At 62.3% G+C, this 25,995-nt stretch carries 24 protein-coding genes and 3 pseudogenes; 20 read left to right on the forward strand and 7 right to left on the reverse strand.

All coding sequences use genetic code 11. The annotated features are described in order from the left end of the window. The coding region (locus tag AC3WLT_RS28485; RefSeq protein WP_492595003.1) for an ESPR-type extended signal peptide-containing protein at positions 1–1,201 on the reverse strand (1,201 nt) is incomplete at its 3' end. A gap of 178 nt (positions 1,202–1,379) precedes the next feature. Here AC3WLT_RS28485 and AC3WLT_RS28490 point away from each other — a divergent pair. From AC3WLT_RS28490 to AC3WLT_RS28525, 8 genes and pseudogenes are all read left to right on the forward strand, one after another. Continuing rightward, entirely contained in the window at positions 1,380–1,826 is a 447-nt protein-coding gene (locus AC3WLT_RS28490; RefSeq protein ID WP_492595004.1) for a hypothetical protein, read from the forward strand. A gap of 141 nt (positions 1,827–1,967) precedes the next feature. Further along, on the forward strand, positions 1,968–2,198 hold the full coding sequence (locus AC3WLT_RS28495) for a transposase (RefSeq protein WP_492595005.1): 231 nt from the start codon (positions 1,968–1,970) through the stop codon (positions 2,196–2,198). 441 nt (positions 2,199–2,639) lie between these two features. Continuing rightward, positions 2,640–3,209: a sugar dehydrogenase complex small subunit gene (locus tag AC3WLT_RS28500; RefSeq protein WP_492595006.1), complete on the forward strand. Its 570-nt coding sequence runs from the start codon at positions 2,640–2,642 to the stop codon at positions 3,207–3,209. Positions 3,210–3,225: 16 nt separating this feature from the next. Next, positions 3,226–4,830 carry a GMC family oxidoreductase gene (locus AC3WLT_RS28505; RefSeq protein WP_492595007.1) on the forward strand — a complete coding sequence of 535 codons (1,605 nt, stop codon included), beginning with the start codon at positions 3,226–3,228 and terminating at the stop codon, positions 4,828–4,830. Positions 4,831–4,840: 10 nt separating this feature from the next. Further along, the gene (locus tag AC3WLT_RS28510; RefSeq protein ID WP_492595008.1) at positions 4,841–6,136 is read left to right on the forward strand and encodes a cytochrome c; all 1,296 of its coding nucleotides are present in this window, start codon (positions 4,841–4,843) and stop codon (positions 6,134–6,136) included. 38 nt (positions 6,137–6,174) lie between these two features. Beyond that, positions 6,175–6,384 (forward strand): annotated as a pseudogene (locus AC3WLT_RS28515) (porin); the annotation flags it as partial. A gap of 321 nt (positions 6,385–6,705) precedes the next feature. Further along, positions 6,706–7,482, forward strand: coding sequence for a fimbrial protein (locus AC3WLT_RS28520; RefSeq protein WP_492595009.1), 777 nt, complete (start codon positions 6,706–6,708; stop codon positions 7,480–7,482). A gap of 221 nt (positions 7,483–7,703) precedes the next feature. Beyond that, entirely contained in the window at positions 7,704–8,531 is an 828-nt protein-coding gene (locus AC3WLT_RS28525) for an alpha/beta hydrolase (RefSeq protein ID WP_492595055.1), read from the forward strand. 280 nt (positions 8,532–8,811) lie between these two features. On the opposite strand, the gene AC3WLT_RS28530 is transcribed toward AC3WLT_RS28525, so the two are convergent. Then, positions 8,812–9,213, reverse strand: coding sequence for a hypothetical protein (locus tag AC3WLT_RS28530; protein WP_492595057.1), 402 nt, complete (start codon positions 9,211–9,213; stop codon positions 8,812–8,814). 322 nt (positions 9,214–9,535) lie between these two features. On the opposite strand from AC3WLT_RS28530, the gene AC3WLT_RS28535 reads away from it, so the two are divergent. Continuing rightward, complete coding sequence (locus AC3WLT_RS28535) at positions 9,536–10,756, forward strand: cation:proton antiporter (protein WP_492595010.1); 1,221 nt, start codon at positions 9,536–9,538, stop codon at positions 10,754–10,756. A 296-nt stretch (positions 10,757–11,052) separates the two neighbouring features. Here AC3WLT_RS28535 and AC3WLT_RS28540 read toward each other — a convergent pair. Continuing rightward, a pseudogene (locus AC3WLT_RS28540) lies at positions 11,053–11,190 on the reverse strand (IS4 family transposase); the annotation flags it as partial. A 16-nt stretch (positions 11,191–11,206) separates the two neighbouring features. On the opposite strand from AC3WLT_RS28540, the gene AC3WLT_RS28545 reads away from it, so the two are divergent. Beyond that, the gene (locus AC3WLT_RS28545; protein ID WP_492595011.1) at positions 11,207–11,839 is read left to right on the forward strand and encodes an IS110 family RNA-guided transposase; all 633 of its coding nucleotides are present in this window, start codon (positions 11,207–11,209) and stop codon (positions 11,837–11,839) included. Here the strand turns inward: AC3WLT_RS28545 and AC3WLT_RS28550 are convergent. Beyond that, positions 11,829–12,761, reverse strand: a complete 933-nt coding sequence (locus AC3WLT_RS28550) for a LysR substrate-binding domain-containing protein (protein WP_492595056.1) — start codon at positions 12,759–12,761, stop codon at positions 11,829–11,831. The genes AC3WLT_RS28545 and AC3WLT_RS28550 overlap by 11 nt on opposite strands. Positions 12,762–12,935: 174 nt before the next feature. Here AC3WLT_RS28550 and AC3WLT_RS28555 point away from each other — a divergent pair, with 174 nt between their 5' ends. From AC3WLT_RS28555 to AC3WLT_RS28565, 3 genes are all read left to right on the forward strand, one after another. Then, a complete protein-coding gene (locus AC3WLT_RS28555) occupies positions 12,936–14,117 on the forward strand; it encodes a M20 aminoacylase family protein (protein WP_492595012.1) in 1,182 nt (393 codons plus the stop codon). Positions 14,118–14,392: 275 nt separating this feature from the next. After that, a complete protein-coding gene (locus tag AC3WLT_RS28560) occupies positions 14,393–15,445 on the forward strand; it encodes a porin (RefSeq protein WP_492595013.1) in 1,053 nt (350 codons plus the stop codon). 93 nt (positions 15,446–15,538) lie between these two features. Further along, positions 15,539–15,919, forward strand: a complete 381-nt coding sequence (locus AC3WLT_RS28565) for a BON domain-containing protein (protein ID WP_492595014.1) — start codon at positions 15,539–15,541, stop codon at positions 15,917–15,919. A gap of 62 nt (positions 15,920–15,981) precedes the next feature. Here the strand turns inward: AC3WLT_RS28565 and AC3WLT_RS28570 are convergent, their stop codons facing one another. The 3 genes and pseudogenes from AC3WLT_RS28570 to AC3WLT_RS28580 all read right to left on the reverse strand — a co-directional run. Continuing rightward, positions 15,982–17,382, reverse strand: coding sequence for an amidase (locus AC3WLT_RS28570; RefSeq protein ID WP_492595015.1), 1,401 nt, complete (start codon positions 17,380–17,382; stop codon positions 15,982–15,984). Positions 17,383–17,451: 69 nt separating this feature from the next. Then, positions 17,452–18,747: an MFS transporter gene (locus tag AC3WLT_RS28575; protein ID WP_492595016.1), complete on the reverse strand. Its 1,296-nt coding sequence runs from the start codon at positions 18,745–18,747 to the stop codon at positions 17,452–17,454. A 161-nt stretch (positions 18,748–18,908) separates the two neighbouring features. After that, positions 18,909–18,998: pseudogene (locus tag AC3WLT_RS28580) on the reverse strand (M20/M25/M40 family metallo-hydrolase); the annotation flags it as partial. Between the two features lie 246 nt (positions 18,999–19,244). On the opposite strand from AC3WLT_RS28580, the gene AC3WLT_RS28585 reads away from it, so the two are divergent. The 7 genes from AC3WLT_RS28585 (at position 19,245) to AC3WLT_RS28615 (ending at position 25,930) form a co-directional block, all read left to right on the forward strand. Then, the gene (locus tag AC3WLT_RS28585) at positions 19,245–21,617 is read left to right on the forward strand and encodes a bifunctional salicylyl-CoA 5-hydroxylase/oxidoreductase (protein WP_492595017.1); all 2,373 of its coding nucleotides are present in this window, start codon (positions 19,245–19,247) and stop codon (positions 21,615–21,617) included. Then, a complete protein-coding gene (locus tag AC3WLT_RS28590; protein WP_492595018.1) occupies positions 21,614–22,387 on the forward strand; it encodes an SDR family NAD(P)-dependent oxidoreductase in 774 nt (257 codons plus the stop codon). Before AC3WLT_RS28585 ends, AC3WLT_RS28590 begins: the two co-directional genes overlap by 4 nt. Beyond that, a complete protein-coding gene (locus tag AC3WLT_RS28595; RefSeq protein WP_492595019.1) occupies positions 22,384–22,941 on the forward strand; it encodes a MarR family winged helix-turn-helix transcriptional regulator in 558 nt (185 codons plus the stop codon). Before AC3WLT_RS28590 ends, AC3WLT_RS28595 begins: the two co-directional genes overlap by 4 nt. Positions 22,942–23,024: 83 nt before the next feature. Then, positions 23,025–23,876 carry an enoyl-CoA hydratase family protein gene (locus AC3WLT_RS28600; RefSeq protein WP_492595020.1) on the forward strand — a complete coding sequence of 284 codons (852 nt, stop codon included), beginning with the start codon at positions 23,025–23,027 and terminating at the stop codon, positions 23,874–23,876. 1 nt (position 23,877) lies between these two features. Then, positions 23,878–25,098, forward strand: coding sequence for an acyl-CoA dehydrogenase family protein (locus tag AC3WLT_RS28605; protein ID WP_492595021.1), 1,221 nt, complete (start codon positions 23,878–23,880; stop codon positions 25,096–25,098). Continuing rightward, positions 25,095–25,538, forward strand: coding sequence for an acyl-CoA thioesterase (locus AC3WLT_RS28610; RefSeq protein ID WP_492595022.1), 444 nt, complete (start codon positions 25,095–25,097; stop codon positions 25,536–25,538). Before AC3WLT_RS28605 ends, AC3WLT_RS28610 begins: the two co-directional genes overlap by 4 nt. Further along, positions 25,535–25,930: a RidA family protein gene (locus AC3WLT_RS28615; protein WP_492595023.1), complete on the forward strand. Its 396-nt coding sequence runs from the start codon at positions 25,535–25,537 to the stop codon at positions 25,928–25,930. The genes AC3WLT_RS28610 and AC3WLT_RS28615 overlap by 4 nt, the downstream gene beginning before the upstream one ends. Positions 25,931–25,995: the final 65 nt, after the last annotated feature.

Raw genomic sequence — 25,995 nt, forward strand, 5'->3', positions numbered from 1 at the left:
CCGCAGTACTGACGCGCGTATCCAGACCACTGATCGCCGTCGTGTTGTCCGTGATGCCCGTTTCAGCCGTACCCATGCGGGTGTCCAAGCCGCTGATCGCGGTGGCGTTGGTCTTGATCTCCGTTTCCGCAGTACCGATGCGCGTATCCAGACCGGTGATCGCCGTCGCGTTATTCGCGAGATCAATCTTGTTCTGCGTGGCCGCCTTATCCAGCGCCGCGAGGCCATCGCCGACCGTCGCTACTGCCGTGCCCTGGACCGTGTATTTGGGCCCCGTCACCGCTCCCGTAGCCGATTCGATCGTTGCACCGCCGCCCAGCGCCGCGACCACAGGTGAAAGCTGGCCCACGGTTACAGCGTCGCTCGTCTCCGTGCCGCTCGCCACGTTGACGATCTGGCGGGTACCGATTGCCCCTCCTCCGACGGACAGCGAATTGGCACGGTTGGCCACCGCCCCCTGGCCCAGTGCAACGCTGCCCGCAGCCGTAACCTGGGCGTCAGCGCCCAACGCCACGCCCGACGAAACCGAAACCGACGACGAGTTGCCGATCGAAATGGACCGGGCGCCGTCAACCTTCGCGGCTTCACCGATCGAAATCGAAGCGGCTCCCTTCGTACTTGTAGCTGCGCCAATGGAAATAGAGGAATAGTCCGCACCCAACACGCCCACCGTTGTTGCTCCCGCGCCAATCGCGATATCTCCTGCTGCGGCTGCAGACGCGGTGCTGCTCGACCCACTGTTCACTTTTATCCTTGTGTCGTCCAGGGCGGCGAATGTGCTGATTCCTGCCGCGCGGGTCTCCACAGGCGAACTCTGGACTGGCGTCGAAACGTTGGCCACGTTATCGTCCTGCGCGTACAGGGCGTCGGCCGACAAGCCGCTCGCCGCCATGCCGTTCGCTGCCAGCAACATCTGAGCCGCCTGCATATCCGACGCCGTGTTCTGCCGCTGCCGTTCCTCGGCAACAAGCGCCGCCGTCAGGGACGTGTCGTCCGAGGCGACGGATTCGGTAAGAGTGAGTGGCGCCTCGCCGGCTACGTCCTGAGCCAGCGCTGGCACGAACATCGAAGACATACCGATCGCGACGACTGCGGCCAGTGCGCGAGCACTCTTCGACTTTCCGCGCGATTTCGCATACTCAGCGACTGCGGTCCATGTGTTCGTCGCCGCGTTCCAAATAACTCGATAAGCCTTGTTCATGTCTGCTCCAAAGATAAAGAATCCATGGAACAAGTTTACGATTTGAAAGTTTTTTGAGATACGAGACGCGTCCGAATTAAAAGCCTTTGATAGATAGGACGAGTCCGAAAACAGATCTCATACCTGTCGAACAGCGCTGTCCAACGCCGGGTGGGCCTGGACAAGCTCCAAGAAACGGGTGAGCAGCTCGTTCAGGGCAAGGCAGGCTTTGCGGTTGAGCTCGAGCGCCACTGCTTCCGAAGAGCGGGCCGTCGCGCACGAAAAGCGCGCCCTGCGTGAAATCGACCTGGAGCGCAGCACCCGCCAAAAGAGCGAGAAGCAGGTTGAAGAACTGCGCGCGCAACTCCAGGCAGTCCAGGGTCAACTGAAAGACGCCGCCGTACACCACGCCGAGGAGCTTGCCTCTCTGCGTACCGAACTCAGACTGTCGCAGCAGCATGCGCAGAGCGCCGCGAAACAGCATCTGGCGATAACTGATGAGCTGACACGCACTCGATCGCTATTGCAGGATGCGCAGCAACGGGCCGCACGGGCCGAAGCCGAACTTCAGACCACCAACCGGCGCATCAATGAACCGAAAAAGACGCCGGCAGGACGCGCTGCACCGAAACAGAAGCCGACGTGACGGCGTGACGCCGGCGCAACGAGAAACGAATTGTTCAGGGCCGACGAATTAGCCACGAGTATTGATCGCACCGCAATAAAAATGAGACGTGTCTGATTTCCAGATGAGTTGCCGGCGGGTATCGTTCCCAGCTTCTTCAGGATGGAGGTTCCCGTGCGGAAACATCAAGATGTATCGGATGCTCAATGGCAAGCTGTGGAAACGCTCTTCCGAAACTTCAGAGCGCGGAAAGATCCGCGCGGACGGCCTTCGCATAGCCCACGAACAGTGCTAAATGCCGTGTTGTGGGTTCTGACATCCGGCCGCGCCTGGGCAACGCTGCCAAAGCATTACCCTGACTACCGCACATGCCACCGTCACTTTAAAGCCTAGTATGACTCGGGTGTTCTACGAGAGGCACTACGGGGGCTCTTCGGCGTGGAGGGCATAGCGGTGTACGAGGCAATGACATCGCGGATGCAGACTGCGCGCAGTGACAGGGCTCAGGTGCATGACTTCGGAGTAGGCATTCCAGTAACCTGTACGACCGAAGGCACGCGTTTCATCAGAATATGAGCTCCTTGAGCTCAGGCTGAAATGGCAGGCCACGACTAAGCAAAGCGGCGGACCGAAGTTCGCCCCCTTGGTGAAGTCACCCTCCCGGCGGGAGGACGCACCATCACTTCTGCAGCTGGCAAGAACCGATACGCCATGCTAAGGATGCCTACGCGTGACTCATTTTCCACCCTCGGTTCATTCAGTTCTTGCGGTTCTGCGTTGGCCACCGCTGCGCGGTCGCGGATAAGTTTTTCCCCCTCTTCTCGATAAACCTGAATGCAAAAGAATTCGCCTTCCGGCAATCTTCCGCCATTGTTCGCTCCATCGCGGCGATGGTTCATTTTCGGGTCCGCAGCCGTTGCCGCGGCCGGCCTGGTCGGCCTAGTCCGTCACGGCAGTGTGCCAGGACTGGCCGGTGCTTATGCGCAAAGCGCGAGCGCCAACGAGGCGGATTTCGCGGCATTCATGCGTCTGTCTCAGTACTTGACCGGCAAGACTTCGCTCGATGTCGAAATTGGTCACGCAATCTTCGCGGGCCTCGTCGACGGCGATCCGAAGTTTGCCCAGCAGGTTGCGCGGCTCAACGACTTTGTCGCCAGTTCGAAGACGCCCGCCAACGGCCTGCAGCAGGTGCTCGACAGCAGCCAGCCCGCGCTCGCCAGCGTGCCGAAGCGGGTGATGCCCGCGTGGTATCTCGGCGTGGTCGGCACCGGCACGAAAGCGCGCACGGTCGCCTATGAACAGGCCCTGATGTACCCCCCAATCGCCGACGTCATCGTGATGCCAAGCTACGCGCGCGGCGTACCCGGCTACTGGGCGCAGCCGCCCCGCCTCTCCCATTCCTGATCCAGTCTGAACAGCCATGCCATTGAATAACTCTGCCGACGTCGTGATCGTCGGCGCCGGGATTGCCGCCGGACAGATCGCGCAGAAGCTCGCGAAAGCCGGCATCGACGTCCTGATGCTCGAGGCCGGCCCGCGCATCGAGCGCTGGCGCATCGTCGAGAACTATCGCAACAGCCCGTTCAAGTCCGATTTCCAGTCGCCGTATCCGCCGACCGAACACGCTCCCCATCCGCAGTATTCGCCGAACAACGACTACCTCGTGCAGCGCGGCCCCGAGCCGTACAAGGCCGGCTATCTGCGCATGGTGGGCGGCACGACCTGGCACTGGTCCGCGCAATCGTGGCGTCTGCTGCCCAACGACATGAAGCTCAAATCGATGTATGGCGTGGGCCGTGACTGGCCGATCAGCTATGACGACCTCGAACCGTACTACTACGAAGCCGAAGTCGAGATGGGCGTAGGCGGTCCTGATGAAGGGCTGGGTTCGCCGCGCTCGAAGCCCTACCCACACCCCGCGTTGCCGTTATCCGATTTCGACCAGCGCTTCAAGGAGGTCGTCGAAGCGGCCGGCTACAAACACGTAACCGAACCGGCTGCGCGCAACACCGCGCCGTTCGATGGCCGTCCCGCATGCTGCGGCAACAGCAACTGCATGCCGATCTGTCCGATCGAAGCGCAATACACCGGTGAAACAGCAATTCGCAAGGCCGAAGCGGCCAAGGCACGCTTGCTGCCGAATGCCGTGGTCTACCGGATCGAGCACGATGAAAACGCTCAGATCGTGGCGGTGCATTACAAAGATCCGAACGGCACGTCGCACCGCGTGACGGGCAAGATTTTCGTGCTCGCGTCAAACGCGATCGAAACGCCGAAGCTGATGCTGATCTCGAAGAGCGACAAGTTCGCCAACGGCATCGGCAACAGCTCGGACCAGGTGGGTCGCAACCTGATGGACCACCCCGGCACGACCGTCACGTTCGTCTCCGCCGAGCCAATGTGGCCAGGCCGCGGACCGATGCGCCTAAGCTGCATCAACAACCTGCGCGACGGCCCGACGCGCTCCGAATACTCCGCGATGAAAATCAACGTGGGCAACTATTCGCCGATGCGCGCGGTAACGGATTACCTGCTCGGCAAGGGCATCTACGGCGCCGAGCTCGACGAGAAGATCCGCGAATACTGCTCGCGCTGGGTTGTCGTGAACAGCTTCTTCGACATCCTGCCGGACCCGGAGAACCGCATCACCGCGAGCACCGAGTTCAAGGACAAGATGGGCATTGCACGCCCAGAGGTGCACTACCGCATCGACGACTACATCAACAAGGCGGCGAAAGTCGCGCGCGGGCACTACGCGAACATCGCGAACCTGTTCGGCGGTACCGAAGTGCGTTTCGACGATAAGTACTTCAACAACAACCACATCATGGGCACGCTGATCATGGGCGACGACCCGCGCGACTCCGTGGTCGACAAGGATCTGCGTTCGCACGATCACCGCAATCTCTTCATTGCGTCGAGCGGCACGATGGCAAGCGCCGGCACGGTCAACTGCACGTTGACGCTGTGTGCGCTGTCCATGCGGTTGGCCGATAAGTTGATCGATGAAATGAAGCATGCGTGAGGCGCGGGCAATGAAAAACACACAACCTCAGCGCCGCTTTGCTGCGCTCCTGAAGTGGCTGCAGGCCGCCGCGCTTGCAAATCTCGCGCTGTCCGGCCTCGCACATGCGGACGACACCGCTCTCATCAAACACGGCGAATATCTTGCGCGCGCGGCAGACTGCATCGCCTGCCACACGTCGAACAAGTCGCAACCGTTCGCCGGCGGCGTACCGTTCAACCTGCCGTTCGGCACGATCTATTCGACCAACATCACGTCGGACAATAGGCACGGCATCGGCGCCTTGAGCGACGCGGACTTTATCAGCGCCGTGCGTGAAGGCAAGTCGAAGGACGGCAAGCGTCTGTATCCGGCCATGCCGTATACGTCGTACACGCAGATGACCGACGCGGACATCCTCGCGATCCGAGCCTATCTGCGCACGATCGCGCCGATCGCGAAACCCGCGCCGGAGAACACCCTGTCGTTCCCGTTCAACCAGCGTTGGGCGATGGTGTTCTGGAATCTGTTCAACTTCAGCTCGGGCCGCTTTCATCCCGACACGACGAAAAGCGCGGAGTGGAACCGCGGCGCGTACCTGGTCGGCGCACTCGAACACTGCCAGGAATGCCATACGCCGCGCAACTTCATGCAAGGCCTGTCGAGCAAGTCGCTGGCGGGCGCGCAGCTCGGCAACTGGACCGCGTACAACATCACACCGGCTAAAACCGCCGGGATCGGTGGCTGGACCGACGCCGAACTGATCGCCTATCTGCGCGACGGTGTGGCGCCGGGCAAGGCGAATGCGGCCGGCCCGATGGCAGAAGTCGTCGAGAACAGCACGCGCTTTCTCACACCCGGCGATCTTAAGGCGATGGCGGCTTATCTGCGCAGCGTGCCGGCACAGAACAACGCCGAAACCCAGCCGCGCTTCGCGTATGGCTCACCGATCCAGACTGTCACGCAAATACGCAATCAGGCTCTGACAGTGCTGGGCGGCGGCGGCGTTGCAGACGGTCGCACGTTGTACAACGGCAATTGCGCGAGCTGCCATGGCTGGCAAGGCACCGGTGTGGGCGGCGAGGCGGCGGGCGCGTATCCGGCGTTGCTGCATAACACCGCGGTTGGCGCTTCGACGCCCGACAACCTGACCATGGTCGTCCTGCACGGCGTGAGCCGGCAGACCAATCTGGGCCACGTCGCGATGCCCGCCTTCGCGGATCAGCTGACCGATGCCGAGGTCGCCACGCTGGTGAACTTCGTCTCGACCCAGTTCGGCAATCCCGCCGCCACGACTACCGCCGACAAAGTCGCCAGAATGCGCTGAGCGCGTCACGCAATCAGCGCAAGCATCAGACACAACAGATGAAACAACAAAATACTACCCGCGACGTGCTCCTGAAGACGTTGCTTGCCGCCACCAGCGCGGTGGCGATTCCTGCCTGTGCACAAAGCAGCGTGACGCTGTACGGCGTGGTCGACGATGCGATCGCGTAGGTCAACAACCAGAAAGGACATTGCAACGTTTATCTTCAGCAGGGCAACCTGTATTCATCGAAATTCGGTCTGAAAGGTACGGCGCGAAATCTGAATTTAGAACTTGTCTGATGTTCGTGGCTCGATCTCTCCGGGAAAATTCAAACTTTTGAACCGATCCGGCGCCGGCTGCCCAGGCAGATCGTCGCGCGGCATTGGAGAATGCCATTTAATTACTTTCCGGAGAATCTGCTCGTGCGCCATTGCGACGCCAAACCTGGTCTGTGCCGCCGCGTCGTGTCAGCAGCGTTGCTGTTTTTCGCCTTCGCGCTCGTCCCAGCCACTGCCCGCGCGGCGCACCTGTACGCGTTTGGACAAGGCTCGATCGCGGTGCCATCGAGCGCTCTGCCGGGCACCGTCGTGGCGCGCGACTATTTCACGCCTCAACAGATTTGCGGAAAAAGCGCCTGTGAGGTGACCGACGTCGTACTCAACCCGCGAGGAGCGTTGCAAAGCGCGATCGGCCCGGATATTGAAACGACCGTCTCCGGCTTGTCCACGCGCGTGCTCTTTGACGGCACGCCGGCGACATCCGACACCAGGACGACGATCCGGCAATCCGTGGAAGTCCAGCTGTTCCGGGACGCTCGGACGCCGCAGAACGGCTCGCTGAAGCCGGGCTGGCTCAACTTCTACTATTCCATTAGCACCAAGGCCGGCATCCTGGATCCCAACAAGGGATCCGTCATCTACCTGACCGCGACGACCCAATTCATCAACGGCACCTGCTCGACTCCCGATCAGACCGTCACGATGCCGACCGTTACCGCCAATGATTTCAAAGGCGTCGGTTCGATTGCCGGAGGGAGGATCGTCCAGCTGCAACTGAACAATTGTCCGGCCGGGTTCGCCCGGGTCGGCTATCAGGTCATGCCGCTCGACGGCGCCGTCGACGCAGTGCCGGGGACGATAAAGTTGCGCCCGGGCTCGAGCGCCACCGGCGTCGGCATCCAGCTCTACGACGCGACGAGCGGGCAGCCGTTGCCGTTTCAGAAATCGCAGGCTGTGACGACCTACAACTCGAGCACTGGAGGTTCAGCCACGGTTCCGCTCTTCGCCGCCTATGCGCAAACCGATTCGAGAGTCGGGGGCGGCTCTGTGCAAGCCGCGGTCTCGATCCTGCTCGATTATCAATGACGCGATGGCCGTCGATCCATCCAGTCCGCGTCGATGGCGCCCGACGCGCGGCCCGAAGCCGAGATGTTCTTTACGCTATGTACCTGCATGGTGACGAAATCTAACGCGCGGCAAATGAATCAGGCATTTGCCGCGCGCAAATTGCACCTAAGTTGCTGGTTCAAAGAGACCGAAAAAATTTACGGTTAGATCTTAAACCCCCCTTTATAGGAACAGGAAAGATGACGATGGTTTATCGCGGAATGGACCGTGCCACTCTGGATATGGCATACAACAACACGCAAGCGATCCCCGATTTCGCCGCTGTCTATGCCGATTTCCAGGCGCGCAGCGCACAGTTCTATCAGACGGCCACATGTCGGCGGGACATCCGGTACGGCCGAAACCCACGTCAGCGTTTCGACTGGCTCCCCAGTCAGAAGACCAATGCGCCAACCTGGATCTTCATCCATGGCGGCTACTGGCAGAACTGCAGCAAGGAGGATTTCGCGTTCGTGGCCGAGGGACCGCTCGCACATGGATTCAACGTCGTGCTGGCTGAATACACTCTCGCGCCGCAGGCGTCGATGACACAGATTGTCGACGAAATCGGCAGCCTACTCGACCATCTGGCGGCCGATCTCGACGGGTTGGGAATCAGCCGCGGGCCTGTCTGCCTGAGCGGGCATTCGGCTGGCGGACATCTGAGTGCCGTGCATCGTTCGCACCCTCTGCTCGCGCACGCAATGCCGATCAGTCCATTGGTCGATCTGGAGCCGATCAGCCTTTCGTGGCTGAACGAAAAGCTGAATCTCACGCCGCACGAGATCGACGTGTACAGTCCGTTGCGACACATTGGTAAAGGCGCCCCGATGACCGTCACCGTGGGTGCAGCCGAACTGCCTGAACTCGTGCGGCATGCGAGTGAATATGCGACTGCGGCCCGGAAAGCCGGCGAAACGGTCTGGCACATCGAGGTTGACAACTGCACGCACTTCTCCGTGCTCGAAGATCTGGCACGACCGTCAGGCGTCCAGATTTGCGCACTGGCAAGCGACATGGCCCGCTGAGTCTCCTGCTGTTCGCCGGGGGCACCGCACGTCGGTCTCTCGCGCATGTGCACAAAGCGGCACGCCGTGTGGATGCGCGCGACGATCAGCGTATTGACCTCTTTTGCGGTGCTCGGCCTCGGTTCTTTTACTTTACCTTGGCAATTGCGGCGCGCTGGTGTCGATGTCGGAGAAAACGCGCAAGTAGCCTCTGCGCCGTTATGATGTTTGCGTAGCTCAGGGGCGGCCGGAATTCGTTAATACCTGAAGCTTTGGCTATTCACGAATCCCGGCCAACCCTCTACTCCGGCGACCGGTTCGCCGTCACCGACGCGAAGACCGGCGAAATCCGCGATGCCGAACTGTTATTCGCCGTGCTCGGCGCGGCGAATAACACGTACGCCGAAGCGACCTGGACGCAGCAGTTGTCCGACTGGATCGCTCGCATGTGCGCACGTTCGAATTCCTCGAAGGCGCGCTGGTGGTAAGCCAACCACGTCTCGACGCTCTGATCAAACACGAGTTCGACGTACTGATGACGCGACCAGCGTAGCGTCATCACGAAGAACCACGTCCTGAGCGTGTGACCGGATTCATGCACGAGCGCGAGGCCGGCGCCGAAGTCGACCTGCGCGGCATCGGCCGGCAAGAAGTCCAGAATCGTCGCCTTGCCGCATGCGAACAAGGACTTGGCGGTACTCAAACAATTCGAACCTCCGGTTGGCCATGGGCGCTCCGCTCAAAAAAGAGCGAAGCGTACCCAGTTGGGAAAGTTCGAACCGCGTTCTGCTACACGGTGCAGGTGGCGCCTATACACCGATCATCCTGTGGCGCCATTACGGCGATCATGGACTGGCTCCATTACGCCGATCCTGCGCTCGCGCCTATGCGCCGATCCTGCGCTGGCTCCTATGCGCGATCCGTGACACCGGCTGCTATCATCAGCCAACGCGAGTATCAGGGCCGTAGGCTGCTACCTTTTTCTGCTTTTTCAACTACGGAACCATTACATGACTGTATTTCAGGTGACCGGCGTTCTGTTCGCGGTCGTGGCCATCTTCGGCGTCGTCAACTATCGTTTCATCAAACTGCCTGATACGCTGGGAATTACCGCCGTCGGGCCGGTCACCTGCCTGCTCGTGTCGACAGCAGGCTTCTACTATCCTGCGATGGTCGTTCATGCGCGCAAGATCGTGACCCAGATTGATTTTGCCGATATCGTGTTTCACGGCCTGCTGAGCCTGCTACTGTTCGCGGGCGCACTGCACGTCGATCTGTCGCGTATGCGCACGCAGAGGCGCGCGGTGTTGATGCTGGCCACGATAGGCGTGCTGATCTCCATTGCAGCTGTCGGGCTGGGTTTTTTCTATGTCGCGCAGTGGTTCGGGCATCCGATCAGTCTCCTGTGGTGTCTTGCGTTTGGCGCCCTGATTTCACCCACCGACCCGATTGCTGTGCTCAGCGTGCTCAAGAGCGCAGGCGCGCCGGAGAACCTCGAGACCAAGATCACCGGCGAGGCGCTTTTCAACGACGGCACCGCCGTTGTTGCATTCGTGACACTCGTCGGCCTTGCTACCGGCGAGAGCGAATTTTCGGCCGCGTCCGTTGCGTTCGATCTGTTTCGCGAAGTCGCGGGCGCGCTCATTCTCGGCGCTGGCCTGGGCTTTGGTGCATCACTGCTGCTGCGCGGGATCGACAGTTATCCCGTCGAGATCCTGATCACGCTCGCGCTCGCCACGGGCGGATACAGTCTGGCGGAACTTCTGCATGTGTCGGCACCGCTGGCCGTGGTCATAATGGGCCTGGTGATCGGGAACCATGGCGCGCTGACCTCAATGTCGGAGAAAACCCGCGAGCACCTGTTCAGTTTCTGGGGCCTACTGGATGAGCTTCTCAATCTCATGCTGTTCGGCCTGATCGGGTTGGAGATCATCGCGCTCTCGCTGCATCGGCACATTGTCTGGCTCGGGTTGGCCGCGATCCCCGTCATCCTGATCGCCCGGGGAATCAGCGTCGCCGTACCGCTGCTGGCCCTGCAGAATTTCCGCCGGTTGAACCCGCATTCAGCGACCATCATGACGTGGGGCGGCCTGCGCGGCGGCATCTCGATTGCACTCGCGCTTTCGCTGCCGGAATTTCACGGCCGGGAAATGCTCATTGGCGTAACCTATCTGATTGTCGTGTTCAGTCTGTTGATCCAGGCTACCACGCTGGGACGCCTGGTGAGGCGCTTCTATCCGCGCTAAAGCAGTCCGCGCCGACGTCGCCCCCTCACGTCACCCTCGAACGTACGTTGCAAACCGGATCGAGACCTACCGGTATCTGTTCAAAGCACATCCCTACGCGAAAACCGTCGGCAATTACGAAGCACTGCTGCCGTGAAATGCGGGAACGCCTGAGCGCGACATAACGGCATAACGCATATCAATCTCGTATGCGATCCCCCATGGATCGCATACGTTGGAGGCCCAGCCCTGAACGATCCATTCTGACGACCATCATCCAACAACAGCGGGCCTTAACCCATCCGGTTATATGGAAGTCATGCGCCCTCCGCCCGGAGAGCCTGGATCATGAACGCGGCATCCATGGTTCGCTGCAAGCCGATCCAGATGGTTTTGGCGCCGGGTTCGCCGTCGCTCTTGCGGCCCAGGAAACCACCCAGTGAAGCGATCAGGCGAATCACTTGATTGAGCATGGCTGGCTTCTTTGACGCCCTTGATGCCGAAGCCATCTGCGAAGCGGCAAGCCGCCCTTATATGCGCTTCGTGCCCATCAAGACGCCCGCGCAGCAGAGCGTAATGGTGATCCACCGCATGCGCGCCGGATTCGTCGAAGAACGTACCGCACTCACCAGCCGGCTACGCAGTCTGATAGGCGAGTTTGGTGTGTTCATCCCCCAAGGTATCGAAGTCTTCCGCACCAGGTTCGTTGAAGCGCTCGAGGACGCCTCCAACGAACTCAGTGGTCTTGCACGCACTGCGCTACTGCAGGGCTGGGAACACTGGCAGGCGCTCGACCGGCAGATCACCTCATCGGACGAACAGATCGCCTCACACGCCAAACAGGACAGTCAGGCGCAGCAACTGATGGCCATCGTCGGCGTCGGACCGCTCACCGCGTCCGCAGCAGTTGCCACCATCGTCGACGCCCGGCAGTTCGAGAATGGCCGGCAGATGGCGGCCCGGATCGGCCTGGTTCCGAAACAGGCAAGCAGCCCGCAGACGAATTCGGCCGCCGGCGGAAACCCGCAACCAGTTGAATGTCCGAAGATAGCCGAGACGGAATGCACGCCGCCCTCCCTCCGGCGCGCCGCAATCACGCTCTGACCGGCCCGAGCAGCATTTCCTGGGAGCTTTGCGCGCGTTTCACGACGTCCATGACGCAGCGGATGAACTGCTCGGACGCGCGCGTCAGGATTGCGCCTTCGCGCTGCAGAAGCTGCAATTGCAGCGGCGGATGCGAGCGGACGAAGTCGAGCGTGACGAATTGCCCGGCGATATTAATCGCACCGAGCGCATGCGACGACCACGCGCTGACCACTGCGTCGAAGGTGACCGCGAGGTTGTATAGCAGCGCCTGCGACGTGCAGCGCGTCATTCGGGGGGCGGGCAGGCCATGCTGGCGGAACAGGTCCGCGATGTAGGCTGGATAGATGTCGGTCGTGTCGGCGTGCAGCCATTCCGCATCAGCGAGGTCCGCCATTTTCGTCGCCTTCGCGAGTTCACCGTCGCGCCGGACCGCGAACGCGGCTGGAAACGATAGCAGATCGACGCAGTGAATCGATGCATCGAGGAACGGCTCGCTCGGCGACGCCAGCGCGAAATCCAGCGTGCCCTTGCGCAGGTTGTCGAGCAGCCTGGCGGTCGGCTGCTCGAGAAACTCGACCCGTACCTCCGGGGCTTCGCGGCGGAACTGCGCATACGCGTGCGGCAGGACGGTCAGCGCGGCGAGCGGCATCAGGCCAATGACGATCCTGCCTTCCAGCGCACCTCGCGCCTGCGCCATCTGCTCTTCGGCGCGTGCCAGTTCGGACACGATGAGCCGTGCGCGGCCCAACAGCGAGCGGCCACCCGACGTCAGCGTCACACCGTTGTTGGTGCGCCCGAGCAGCGCGACGCCGATGTCCGCTTCGAGTTCACGGATTGCCTTGGTGATCGCCGGCTGGCTGACGAACAGCACCTTCGCGGCGCCGTTAATGCTGCCGTGATCGGCGACGGCGACGAGGGCGCGGAGCTGATGCAGCTTCATCGACAAGGTAACGACTCCAGGGTAAACGAATATGACCAGCGGTTATTGGGATAAAACTTTATCACTATTTTGTCCCCGATTCGGCCCATAGACTGCATCTCGTCGAATCGCACTGGAAGCCTGACGGGCAGTGTTTTCTGGGATCGCGGTCGCTGACTTTTGCTGGAGAACACGGTGCAGCAGGCAATAAGGATTCCGCGGGAAATTCAGGAACACATTAGCGAATTCGTCGAATTGAGGCGCCGCATTCACGCGCACCCGGAACTGGGCTTCGAGGAGATCGAGACGAGCCGGCTCGTCGCACGGCAGTTGCGCACATGGGGTTATGACGTCACGGAAGGTGTCGGAGGCACCGGCGTGGTCGGCCAGTTGAAGGTCGGCCGAGGCGTGCGCTCGATCGGCATCCGTGCAGACATGGACGCGCTGCCGATCGTCGAGAACACGGGGCTGCCGTATGCGAGTCGCGTTCCTGGCAAGATGCACGCATGCGGGCATGACGGCCATACCGCGATCCTCCTCGCTGCCGCGCATCATCTTGCGCGCACCCGGCGCTTCGACGGCACCCTGAATCTGATTTTCCAACCCGCGGAAGAGGGGCAAGGTGGCGCGCTGCGCATGATGGAAGACGGCCTGTTCGAGCGCTTCCCCTGCGATGGCGTCTATGCCCTGCACAACGCACCGGGATTGCCAGTCGGCGCGTTCGTGGTGCAAAGCGGGCCGATGGCGGCGTCGTCCGACGCCGTGACGATCACGCTGAAAGGCATAGGCGGGCATGCGGCGCGTCCACACGAAAGCCGCGATCCGGTGGTGGCGGCCGCCAGCCTCGTGATGGCGCTGCAGACGATCGTGGCGCGCAATGTGCCCGCCGCAGACACGGCTGTCCTCACGGTGGGCGCGATTCAGGCCGGCGCAGCGCATAACGTCGTGCCTTCGACGGCGCGGGTACTGGTCTCAGTGCGTACCACGCGGCCAGAGATCCAGCAGCAGATTGAGGCGCGCGTACGCGAGATCGTTGAGTTCCAGGCACGTAGCTTCTGCGTCGAGCCAAACATCGATTACCAGCACATCTCCTGCGTGCTGACGAACACGCCAGCGGAAACCGCCTGGGCGCACGCTGCGGCCGCCGACGTCGTCGGCGCCGAAAACGTGCTGCCGCTACCGCCGGGCGAAATGGCCAGCGAGGATTTCTCGTGGATGCTCGAGCGCGTGCCCGGCTGCTACGTCGGCCTCGGCAGTGGGGTGGCGAGCCGCGGCGACTGCCTGCTGCACAACCCGCGCTACGACTTCAACGACGACGCGCTGCCAATCGGCGCCAGCTACTGGGCGCATCTCGTCGAGCGCTATCTCTGCGCATAACCTCCGGCGCGACCGCACGCCCGCGCATCGACGCGGGGCGAGCGGTGCGCCGCCCCCGAAAGCGCGCCGACCGCGGTCCGGTTGGCGTGCGGCTGGAGAACCCCCAGCAGACTAACGAACAGCGTGAACGTATCTCCGCCATGCCATTTTAATGACGTAATCCTAATTAACTGACCGGGCGCGAACCCGACCAGGTAAGCGAGAGCGAGGGGCCGGTCAGGATCAGGCTCCAGAAATCGGAGCACATGTGCGACAAACGCTTTGGGGAGAAGTGAATGAAAAAAGTAGTGGCAGCGATGATTCTGATGACCGCGGGCGCGGCGCACGCGCAGTCGAGCGTGACGCTGACGGGAGTGATCGGCGGCGGGCTCCGGTGGCAGGACGGTGTCAAGGGCGGCTCGCAGTTCGGCTTCGACAACAACAGCGTAACGGCGAACAGCTTCGGGATCCGCGGGAAGGAAGATCTGGGCGGCGGTGTGCAGGCGATTTTCGACCTCGAGAGCGGGTTCTACTCCGGCACGGGTTCACAGTACCTGACAAACACCCTGTTTTCCCAGGCCGCCTACGTCGGCCTGGTGGGCGGCTTCGGCCGCTTGACCTTCGGCCGCCAGTTCAGCGCATTCGAGGATCTCGCGCTGGTGCTCGATCCGAGCCTCGGGCGCGGCAGCGCACCGACTGTGCCCGCCGCGTTCTATGCGACGAATCCGTTCAATTACGACTCACGCTTCAGCAACACCGTGAAATACCGCGCGAAGTTTGGCGGGCTGACGTTCAGTTCCAGCTATTCGCTGGGCGGCGTTGCGAGCGATATACGAGCCGGATCGAGCTGGTCCTTCTCGACGTTGTATCAGTACCAGACGCTGTCGGCCGGCATCAGCTATCAGCACTCCTACAACAGCAATGCTTCACAATGGGCGCAGGCGGTCGAAGCGGGCGGCACCTGGCAACTGGGCGCCGCCCGGCTGTACCTCAACTATATGACGCTCGCCGTCACGGGCGCGTCGGCATTCGCACCGCAGCGGCGCGACAAGATCCCGGCGGGTGGCATTGTTTACCAGGCAACGCCGGCGTTGCAGTTGACCGCCGCGTTCTACGACGATATCGCGGCCAATCTGGGCAACGTATCGGACGCGGGCGGCCACAAGATCACGTCATATCTGATCGCCGAATACTTCTTGTCGAAGCGCACCGAACTCTATGCCGAGGTCGACCACAACGGCTTCTCGGGTGCCTATAAATTTGACCCGGCGAACATAGCGGCATTCAATTTGCGGCCCGGCGCAAGTGGGTCCACGGGCGTCTCGATCGGCGTGCTGACGCAGTTCTGAACGGGCTGCGGGCCCAACATCCAACGCCGGGCCGCGGCGCTACAGAGCCGGCGCGCCCGCGCGACCTGAAACATAGACCGGAGAAACAACGCGATGCATCAAGTCAAATGTCTCAATGTGCTGACGGCCGCCGTGTGCGCGCTCGTCATGACCCACGCCGCAGCCCAAGGGGGCGGGTCGGCGGTTCCCGGCGACATGGGGCAGACCGCCGCGCCGCTCTTCGCTGGTTCGATGCCCGCAAAGGCGCGGCGCGCGGCGAACCGGAAACTCGTGAAGCGTGTCCAGCAGGTGCTGGGCCGGATTCGCAGTTTGAACTCCACGCGCCTCGTCGTGACGGCCGTGGATGGCGCGGTGACGCTGTCGGGTTCCGTGCCGGATCCGAGCCAGATTGGGCTCGCCGAGGAGGCTGCGCGTAAGGTGGACGGCGTGCGGTCCGTGGAGAACCGCATCCGTGTGAGCACGCTGAACTATTGAGCGCGGTTGTTCGACCTGGTGCAGGACAGGCTGGCCTGCGACGGCGGGCCTGTCCTTGTCCGTCAGCGGACGTTCGGCACAACCGGCCAGGCGTGCTGTGCGGGACGCATGGACTCCCAGTGCCGCGCCATTCGCAGGACGCCGAGATCGTCGAAGCGGCGGCCGGCGATCTGCAGGCCGATCGGCAATCCTGATGCAGTGTAGCCGCAGTTGATCGACGCGGCCGGCTGCTCGGACACGTTGTACGGCAACGTGAACAACGTGTCGACGAAAATCTTCCGCTGCGACGGAGAGAAGCACGGCTCTTCGGCGGCAAACGGCGGATGTGCGGCCACGGGCGACAGCACGTAGTCGAACGCGTGCGTGACAGCTACAGTCGCCGCGCGCATCTCAATGATGCGCAGCATTGCCTGGTAAAGGGCCGCGCCGCTGATGTCGCGGCTGTCCTGCGCAGCTTCCCGCAGAATCGGCAGTACCCGCTCGCGATGGGCCTCTGGCAATTCCTTCAGCATCATGTGCATGCGCATCGAGAAGGACGTGACCACCGCTTCGTACATGTCGGGCCTGAGCCAGTTCGGTAGCGGTTCGACGTACGCGCCGGCGTGCTCGAAGGCGCTCGCCGCGTCGCGGATTGCTCGCTCCACTTCCCCGTCGACAGAGTGGCCGCAGCCAGGGTCGAGCCAGAGCCCTATCCGCACGCCGCGCAACGACCGGCTGTCGAGTGTGTTCCAGTCGAGCGAAGCGGGCGGCAGGTTCATGTAGTCGCGCATGTCGGGCTGCGACAGCACGCTCATCATGAGCGCGGCGTCCTCGACGGTGCGCGTCATTGGGCCTGCCACGCGACCTTGGAACGGCGGGTCGATAGGCACGCGGCCAAGGCTCGGCTTGAGGCCAAATATGCCGCAGAAGCTTGATGGAATGCGGATCGAGCCGCCGATATCGGAACCGACGTGCAGCGGGCCGTACCCTGCCGCCGCCGCTGCCCCTGCGCCGGAACTCGACCCGCCCGTGTTCTTCGTCAGGTCCCACGGATTGCGCGTGAGCGGATGGAAACTCGACAGGGCCGCCGCGAGCATGCCGTAGTCGGGCATCGTGGTCTTGGTGACAAACACCGCGCCCGCTTCGCGCAATCGCGCGGCGGGCGGGGCGTCGGCCGTCGCTGGCCGCAACTCGGAAGCGGCGCTGCCGAGCGGAATCGGCACGCCGCGCGTCGCGATGTTTTCTTTGATCGTCACCGGCACACCGTCGAGCGGTCCGAGCGGCGCACCGTCCGCCCAGCGTCGCTCGGATGCGCGAGCCATCACGAGCGCCTGTTCACGATCGAGCGCGTAGGTTGCGTGAATATGCGGCTCCCAGGTCTCGATGCAATCCAGCACGGACTGCGTAGCTTCGACGGGCGAGAGCGTCCGGTCGCGATAGCGGGCGAGCAATGCGGTAGCACTGAGTTCGTTCAGTTTCGTCATGTAGCGTTTCCAGGAGGGAGGGGATGCGGACGGCGCGAGGTTGCGCCGGCGCGATGCGGCGTGCCGCCGTCAGGCTTCGCGGCAGCGCGGATAGAACATCACGGCGACGAGGCTGACCGCCAACGACACGAATACGTACCAGGCGGGCGCGAGCGGACTGCCGGTTTGTGCAATCAGCCAGGTGACGAAGAATTGCGCGGAGCCGCCGAAGATCGTGACGCCGAGGCTGTATATAACCGACATGCCGGTGGCGCGAAATGCCTGCGGCAGCCCTTCGAGCATCAGCGCGCCGCCCGCGCCATAGCCCATCGACATGCAGATGGCGATTGCGACACTCAGCGCAAGAATCAGCGCGACATTGTGCGTCTGCGTCAGGACCAGGAAGGTGGGAAAGATCAGCCCCATGCAGATCAGCACGCTGATGACGGGCAGCGTCTTGCGGCTCTTCATACGGTCACCCAGCCAGCCGAAGCAAGGACCAGTGACGAGGATCGTCGCGCTCGACGCGCACACCGACGCAAACGCCAGGGTACGGGGCATGTGCAGGACCGTCGTCATGTACGTGGGCATGTAGAAGATCATGATGTACATCGATGCGGTCGAGCCCATCATCATCAGTGCACCAAGCGCGACTGTGCGACCGTGTTCGGCGATGAGCCGCCCGGCACGCGGCGGCTCATCGGCGAACACCAGCGTTTCGTCGAGCTGCTGCCGGATCACCCAGCCGACCGGCCCGATTAGCAGGCCAACCAGAAACGGGATGCGCCATCCGTAGCTTTCGAGCTCCGAAGTGGAGAGCGTCGCGGCGAGGACCGCGCCAGTCGCGGCGCCGAGCAACGCCGACGCGCCCTGGCTTGCGCCCTGCCAGCTCACGTAGAAACAGCGCCGGCGCAGCGAGGCTGATTCAAGCAGGAAAGTCGACGCGACGCCGATCTCGCCGCCCGCCGACAGTCCCTGCAACAGACGCCCTACGACCAGCAGGATGGGAGCGGCGATGCCGATCTGCGCGTAGGTCGGTATGAGGCCGATCAACGCAGTGCCGGCCGCCATCAGACCGATCGTGAGCGTCAGTGCCGCCTTGCGTCCGCGGCGATCCGCGTGCAGGCCGATCAGCACCGCGCCGAACGGACGGATGGCAAAGCCCGCACCGAAGGTGGCGAGCGAAAGCAGTAGCGATGCGGTGGGCGATGCGGCGGGAAAGAACAGCTTGCCGATGATGGCCGAGAAGAAGCTGTAGACCGTGAAGTCGTAGACCTCGAGCGCGTTGCCGAGCGAGGTTGCGACAATCGCCCGGTAGCTCGAACGCTTCGGAGCGACGGGATGCGCTTGCGCCAGCGCTGCTTTCGTGAGTTCGGAGGAAGACATATTGACCAGTGCTCGACAAGGGAAACTGCGGTTCCGGGCGGCGCAACGCCATGCAAGCGGAAGGATGCGTTTCGCTACCGGTAGGTGGAGCGATCTTAGGGAGAAAAAAAACACGTCGTGAATCACTTATTCTTATAGCTATAACCGGTGATACGCGTGGGCGCCGCCAACAGGATCGCAGTATGTCCATCATGACCACATGCATGCATCGTCCGCGCAACGGTGCTCACATACGGAAGCCCCGTTGCCTCCTGAAATCTGTTACCGCGGCGACCGCATCCATCAGTTTCTTGTCGAAAAAGCCCCCAAGTTGTGTGGACTTGCTTCCGGTCCACACAGCGCAACCAGGCGTGACACACTTTATTCTCTCGTGACGGACTTGATTCTTTCTGATCACACCAGGTGCCATACAACCGGATCGCCCGAATATTTACTTGACACCTAAACTATCGAAGCCTAAATTACCCCCATAGCGGAATCCACATTGGGGAGCAAGCATGCGCATCGTCTGTATCGGCGGCGGCCCGGCTGGGTTGTACTTCGGCTTGTTGATGAAGGGCCGGAACCCGGCGTATGACGTCACGGTCGTCGAGCGCAATCGCCCGTATGACACGTTCGGCTGGGGCGTCGTCTTCTCCGACCAAACCCTCGGCAACCTGCGCGCCGCGGACGCGCCAAGCGCCGACGCGATCCTCGACGCCTTCAATCACTGGGACGACATCGAGATCCATTTCCGCGGCAAGCAGATTCGCTCGTCGGGTCACGGCTTTTGCGGCATCGGCCGCAAACGTCTGCTGAATATCCTGCAAGCACGCTGCGAAGAACTCGGCGTCAAGCTGGTCTTCGAAACCCAGGTGACAGACGACACCGCCTACCAAGCCGACCTGATCGTCGCTTGCGACGGCGCCAACAGCGCAATCCGCCAGAAGCACGCGGCCACGTATAAGCCGAACGTCGACGTGCGCGACTGCCGCTTCGTCTGGCTCGGCACCAAAAAACTCTTCGACGCCTTCACCTTCGCCTTCGAGGAAACCGAATTCGGCTGGTTCCAGGCGCATGCCTATCGCTTCGACGATCAGACCTCGACTTTCATCGTCGAAACGCCGGAGCGCGTGTGGCGCGCCGCCGGTCTCGACGAGATGAGCAAGGAAGACAGCATCGCCTTCTGCGAAAAACTCTTCGCGAAGTATCTGGACGGCAACGCGCTGCTATCGAACGCAGCGCATCTGCGTGGTTCGTCGCAATGGATCCGCTTCCCGCGCGTCGTCAACGAGGAATGGGTGCATTGGCGCAATAACGCCGACGGCACCCAGACACCGATCGTGTTGATGGGCGACGCGGCCCACACCGCGCATTTCTCGATCGGCTCCGGCACCAAGCTCGCGCTTGAAGATTCGATCGAGCTCGCCAACAGCATCGGCGCCCACCCCGGCGATTTGCCCGCCGCGCTGAAGCACTACACGGACGTGCGCAGCATCGACGTACTGCGTATTCAGAACGCCGCGCGCAATTCGACGGAATGGTTCGAGCATGTCGACCGCTATACGTCATTCGAGCCTGAACAGTTCGCGTATTCGTTGCTCACCCGCTCGCAGCGTATTTCGCACGAGAATCTGCGCGAGCGCGACGCGCGTTACCTCTCCGACTTCGAAGACTGGCTCGCGCGGCGCTCGGGCGTAGAACGCGCACCGGAAAAGCATTCCGTCCCGCCGATGTTCACGCCGTTCAAGCTACGCGGCGTCACATTGAAGAACCGCGTGGTCGTCTCGCCGATGGCGCAATACTCCGCTGAAAACGGCATCGCCGGCGACTATCACCTGATGCATCTCGGCGCTCGCGCGATGGGCGGCGCCGCGCTGGTGATGACGGAAATGACCTGCGTGTCGCCGGAGGCGCGCATCACGCCCGCTTGTCCGGGCATGTATGCGCCGGAACATCTCACCGCATGGAAACGCATCGTCGATCTCGTGCATCGTCAATCGGATGCAAAGATCGGTATCCAGCTCGGCCATTCCGGCGCGAAAGGTTCGACCCGCGTCTCGTGGGAAGGCATCGATCAGCCGCTCGCCGAAGGCAACTGGCCGCTCATCTCCGCATCGCCACAGCAATATCTGCGCGGCGTCAGCCAACACTCGCGCGAAGCGACCCAAGACGATCTGCGCGAGATCGAAGCGCAATTCGTCCGCGCCACGCAAATGGCCAATAAAGCCGGTTTCGATTGGCTCGAACTGCACTGCGCACACGGCTATTTTCTGTCGAGCTTCCTGTCGCCGTTGACCAACCATCGCACCGACGAATACGGCGGTTCGCTGGAAAACCGTCTGCGCTACCCGCTGCAGGTCTTCAAATCGATCCGCGCGGTCTGGCCGCAAGACAAGCCCATTTCGGTGCGCATATCCGCACACGATTGGGTCGACGGCGGCACGACGCCCGACGACGCGGTTGAAATCGCACGCGCGTTCAAGGCAGCGGGCGCGGACATGATCGACGTCTCGTCGGGTCAGGTCAGCAAGGAAGAAAAGCCTGTGTTCGGCCGCATGTTCCAGACGCCCTTCGCGGATCGCGTGCGCAACGAAGCCGGCATCGCGACGATCGCGGTCGGTGCGATCTCCGAAGCCGATCACGTGAACAGCATCATCGCGGCGGGCCGTGCCGATCTCTGCGCGATCGCGCGTCCGCATCTGGCGAATCCGTCGTGGACGTTGAACGAAGCCGCAAAAATCGGCTATTTCGATGTGACGTGGCCCAACCCTTATATGGCGGCAAAGTCGCAACTCGAACGCAATCTCGAACGTGAACGTGCGCAGGCTGCCGCCAATGCGGGCCTGTCGCCACAACAACGCGCGCAACGCGCTGAAGGAACCACGTGAATACGAACACCTCGACGCTGGCAGGACAGCACGCCGTCGTCACCGGCGGCGGCAGCGGCATCGGTGCGGCCGTAGCCGAAGCGCTGCTGCGAGGCGGCGCGCGAGTCACCTTGATGGGCCGCAACCCGCAACGTCTCGATACGCAGCGGGAAAAATTCGCGGCACTGGGTGAGCTCGCGTGCATCAGTGTGGATGTCACCCGCGAAGACTCGGTCGAAAAGGCATTCGCTGAGGCCGGAGCAATCGACATCCTCGTCAACAACGCAGGCCAGGCGCAAGCCGCTCCGTTTGCGCACACCGACATGGCGCTCTGGCAGCGCATGCTCGACGTCAACCTCACGGGCGTATTCCTCGGCACGCGCGCTGCCTTGCCGGGCATGCTCGAACGCGGCCACGGCCGCATCGTCAATGTCGCGAGCACAGCGGGACAGATCGGCTACGCGTACGTCGCCGCTTACTGCGCCGCGAAACACGGCGTGATCGGCCTGACGCGTTCGCTCGCACTGGAAGTCGCGACCCAAGGCGTCACGGTCAACGCGGTGTGTCCCGGCTACACGGAGACCGAACTGCTGCATGCATCGCTCGAACAGATCACCAGCAAGACCTCGCGCACCGAACAGCAGGCACGCGACACGTTGTTGCGCTCGAATCCGCAGCGTCGCTTCGTCAGTCCCGAACAGGTGGCCAACGCCGTGCTCTGGCTCTGCCAACCCGGCTCGGACGCGATCACGGGCCAATCCATTTCCATCTCCGGTGGAGAAGTAATGTGACCAAGTCATCGAACATCAAAAAACTCGCGGCGGCTGAGACTAAACCGCCGCGCAAGGGCATCGCCAAACCTGCGGAGAACGTCGTGGATCTGGAAATGAGCACGGGTGCCGATAGTCACATGGGTTTGCGTTTGTGGCTGCGCATGCTGACCACGACCAACCTCGTGCAAGCCGAACTGCGCAAGCGTCTGCGCAACGAATTCGACACCACGTTGCCGCGTTTCGACCTGATGGCGCAACTCGAACGTCATCCGGAAGGCCTGAAGATGACCGAGTTGTCGCGCCGTTTGATGGTGACGGGCGGCAACGTCACCGGCATCACCGATCAGCTCGAGAAAGAAGGGCTTGTTTCGCGGGATACCGATCCGAACGATCGCCGTTCGATCAGCGTCTGCCTGACGCCCGCCGGCCGCAAGGCGTTCGACAAGATGGCGGTGGCGCACGAGCAATGGGTCGTCGAATTGTTCGGCGGTCTGAGCCTCGATGAAAAATCGCGTACCCATCAGCGCCTCGGCAAGCTCAAGAAACATCTGCTCGACAGTCTGAAAGACTGACCCGCACCGAACCGAGCAACCATCTTGCATGGGACCAGAGTAAGACGCTAAAGCGTCAACTCTGGTCGACACAGGAGACATCCATGACACGATCCAACGCCGACGCGCTACTGGCCGGCAACCGCCTGAAGCTCGCCGGTTACGAGGCGCAGCACTTCGGCTGGTCGGTGGCCGGTACGGTCGCGACGATCACGCTGAACCGGCCCGAGCGCAAGAATCCGCTCACCTTCGAATCGTATGCGGAGTTGCGCGACCTGTTCCGGCAACTTGCGTATGCGACCGACGTAAAAGCCGTGGTGATTCACGGCGCGGGCGAAAACTTCTGCTCAGGCGGCGACGTGCACGACATCATCGCGCCACTGATCGATCTGCCGATGCCGGAACTGCTGCTCTTCACGCGCATGACCGGCGATCTCGTCAAGGCGATGCGGCATTGTCCGCAGCCTGTGATTGCCGCGGTCGACGGCGTCTGTGCCGGCGCGGGCGCGATTCTCGCAATGGCGTCCGACATGCGGCTCGGCACAGCGCGCAGCAAGCTCGCTTTTCTGTTCTCGCGCGTGGGCCTCGCGGGTTGCGACATGGGCGCGTGCGCGATCCTGCCGCGCATCATCGGCCAGGGACGCGCCGCCGAATTGCTTTTCACCGGCCGTTCGGCTAGCGGCGACGAAGGCCATGCCTGGGGTTTTTATAACCGCCTGTGCGAACCGGCGGCGCTCGTTGAAGAAGCACAGAAGCTCGCTTCGGATCTGGTTGCCGGCCCGACTTTCGCACACGGCATCACGAAGAAGATGCTGCATCAGGAATGGAGCATGAGCATCGACGAAGCGATCGAATCCGAAGCGCAAGCGCAGGCAATCTGCATGAGCACGCGCGATTTCGAGCGTGCATACCGCGCGTTTGCCGCGAAGTCGCGTCCGGTCTTCGAAGGAGATTGAGTTGAGCGCCAACGTAGATCTGCACAGTGCGCTGGCGTGGCCGTTTTTCGAGCCGCGTCATCGCGAACTGGCCGCGGGTATCGAAGCATGGTCCCGCACGCATCTCACGCACGTGGAACACGATGACGTCGATGCCACCTGCCGCCACCTCGTCCGCGAACTCGGCGCGGCGGGCTGGCTGAAATACGGCGTCGGCGGCACGGCTTATGGCGGGCATGGCGACACCATCGACACCCGCGCCGTTTGCCTGCTGCGCGAAACGCTGGCGAAGCATTCCGGTCTCGCGGATTTCGCTCTGGCGATGCAAGGGCTCGGTTCAGGGGCGATCTCGCTCGCCGGCACGCATGAGCAAAAGACGCGCTACTTGCCGCGCGTGGCGAACGGCACGGCGATTGCCGCGTTCGCTTTGTCGGAGCCGGAAGCGGGATCGGACGTCGCCGCGATGGCGCTGTCCGCACACGAAGACGGTGACGCCTACGTGCTCGACGGCGACAAGACGTGGATCTCGAACGGCGGCATCGCCGACTTCTACGTAGTGTTCGCCAGAACCGGCGAAGCGCCGGGCGCTCGCGGCATCACCGCGTTCATCGTCGACGCCGACACGCCGGGGCTGGAGATCGCCGAACGCATCGACGTGATCGCGCCGCATCCGCTCGCCCGTCTGCACTTTGCCGGCGCACGCGTGCCGCGCAGCCAGATGCTTGGCGCGCCCGGCGAAGGTTTCAAACTCGCGATGCGTACGCTCGATATTTTCCGCACGTCGGTAGCGGCGGCGTCTTTGGGTTTCGCACGTCATGCGATGGCCGAAGGTCTCGAGCGTGCGTCTTCGCGCAAGATGTTCGGTCAGACGCTCGGCGATTTTCAGCTGACGCAGGCCAAGCTCGCGCAGATGGCGTTGACGATCGACAGCAGCGCCTTGCTGGTCTATCGCGCGGCATGGTTGCGCGATCAGGGCGAGAACGTCACGCGCGAAGCCGCGATGGCGAAGTGGCACGCAACTGAAGGCGCGCAGCAGGTGATCGACGCCGCCGTGCAACTGTTCGGCGGCATGGGCGTGCAGAGCGGCACCGCCGTCGAGATGCTGTATCGCGAGATTCGGGCGTTGCGGATCTATGAAGGCGCGACTGAGGTACAGCAGTTGATTGTCGGCCGCGATCTGCTTAAAGCACACGCCGCTGCTGCGGCAAGGGACAACCCGAACAACAAGGACAACACGAAATGAGCGCGCGATTCGAAAGACCCGTTCGCATCCGCTTCTCGCACTGCGATCCGGCGGGCATCGTGTTCTTTCCGCAATATCTGGTGATGACCAACGCCCTGGTCGAAGACTGGTTCAACGAAGGCCTGCATATCGACTACGCACACATGATCGCGCAACGCCGCGTCGGCCTGCCGATCGTCAAGCTCGATTGCGAGTTTTCGCGGCCGAGCCAGATGGGCGAAACGATCACGCTTTCACTCGCCGTCGCCGCTATTGGACGCCGCTCCATCAGCATCGACATCGTCGGCTATTGCGCCGACGAAACCCGCTTCCGCGCGAAACAGGTGCTCGTGACGACTTCGCTGGAACACGGTACATCGATCGACATTCCCGCCGACATCGCGAGCGCGCTCGCGACGTTCGCCCCACAGCCCGAACCCATCGAGGCGCAACGCTCATGAAAAAAGCTCTTCTCCCCGCCGGTTGGGTCAAGCCGCGCGGTTATGCGAACGGCGTCGCGGCAAGCGGCACGCAAGTGTTCATTGCCGGCCAGATCGGCTGGGACGAGCAGGCGCGCTTTCAGACCACCGACTTCGCCGCCCAGGCCATTCAGGCGCTCAAAAACGTCGTGGCGGTGCTGCGTGAAGCAGGTGGCGAGCCGCGCGATCTGGTGCGCCTCACCTGGTATGTCACCGACAAACGCGAGTATCTGGCATCGCTGAAAGATATCGGCCGCGCATTTCGCGAGCTGATCGGCGACTACGACATCGCGATGAGCGCGGTGCAGGTCGTCGCGTTGATCGAAGACGAAGCCAAGGTCGAAATCGAAGCTACCGCAGTGATTCCCCACTAAGCGCACTTAGCCCGCCGCCCAAGCCAACCGAAGCGCATCAAGCCGGCTCAACACCCGGGAGACCA

The sequence above is a fragment of the Paraburkholderia sp. FW306-2-2C-D06C genome (assembly GCF_058781505.1).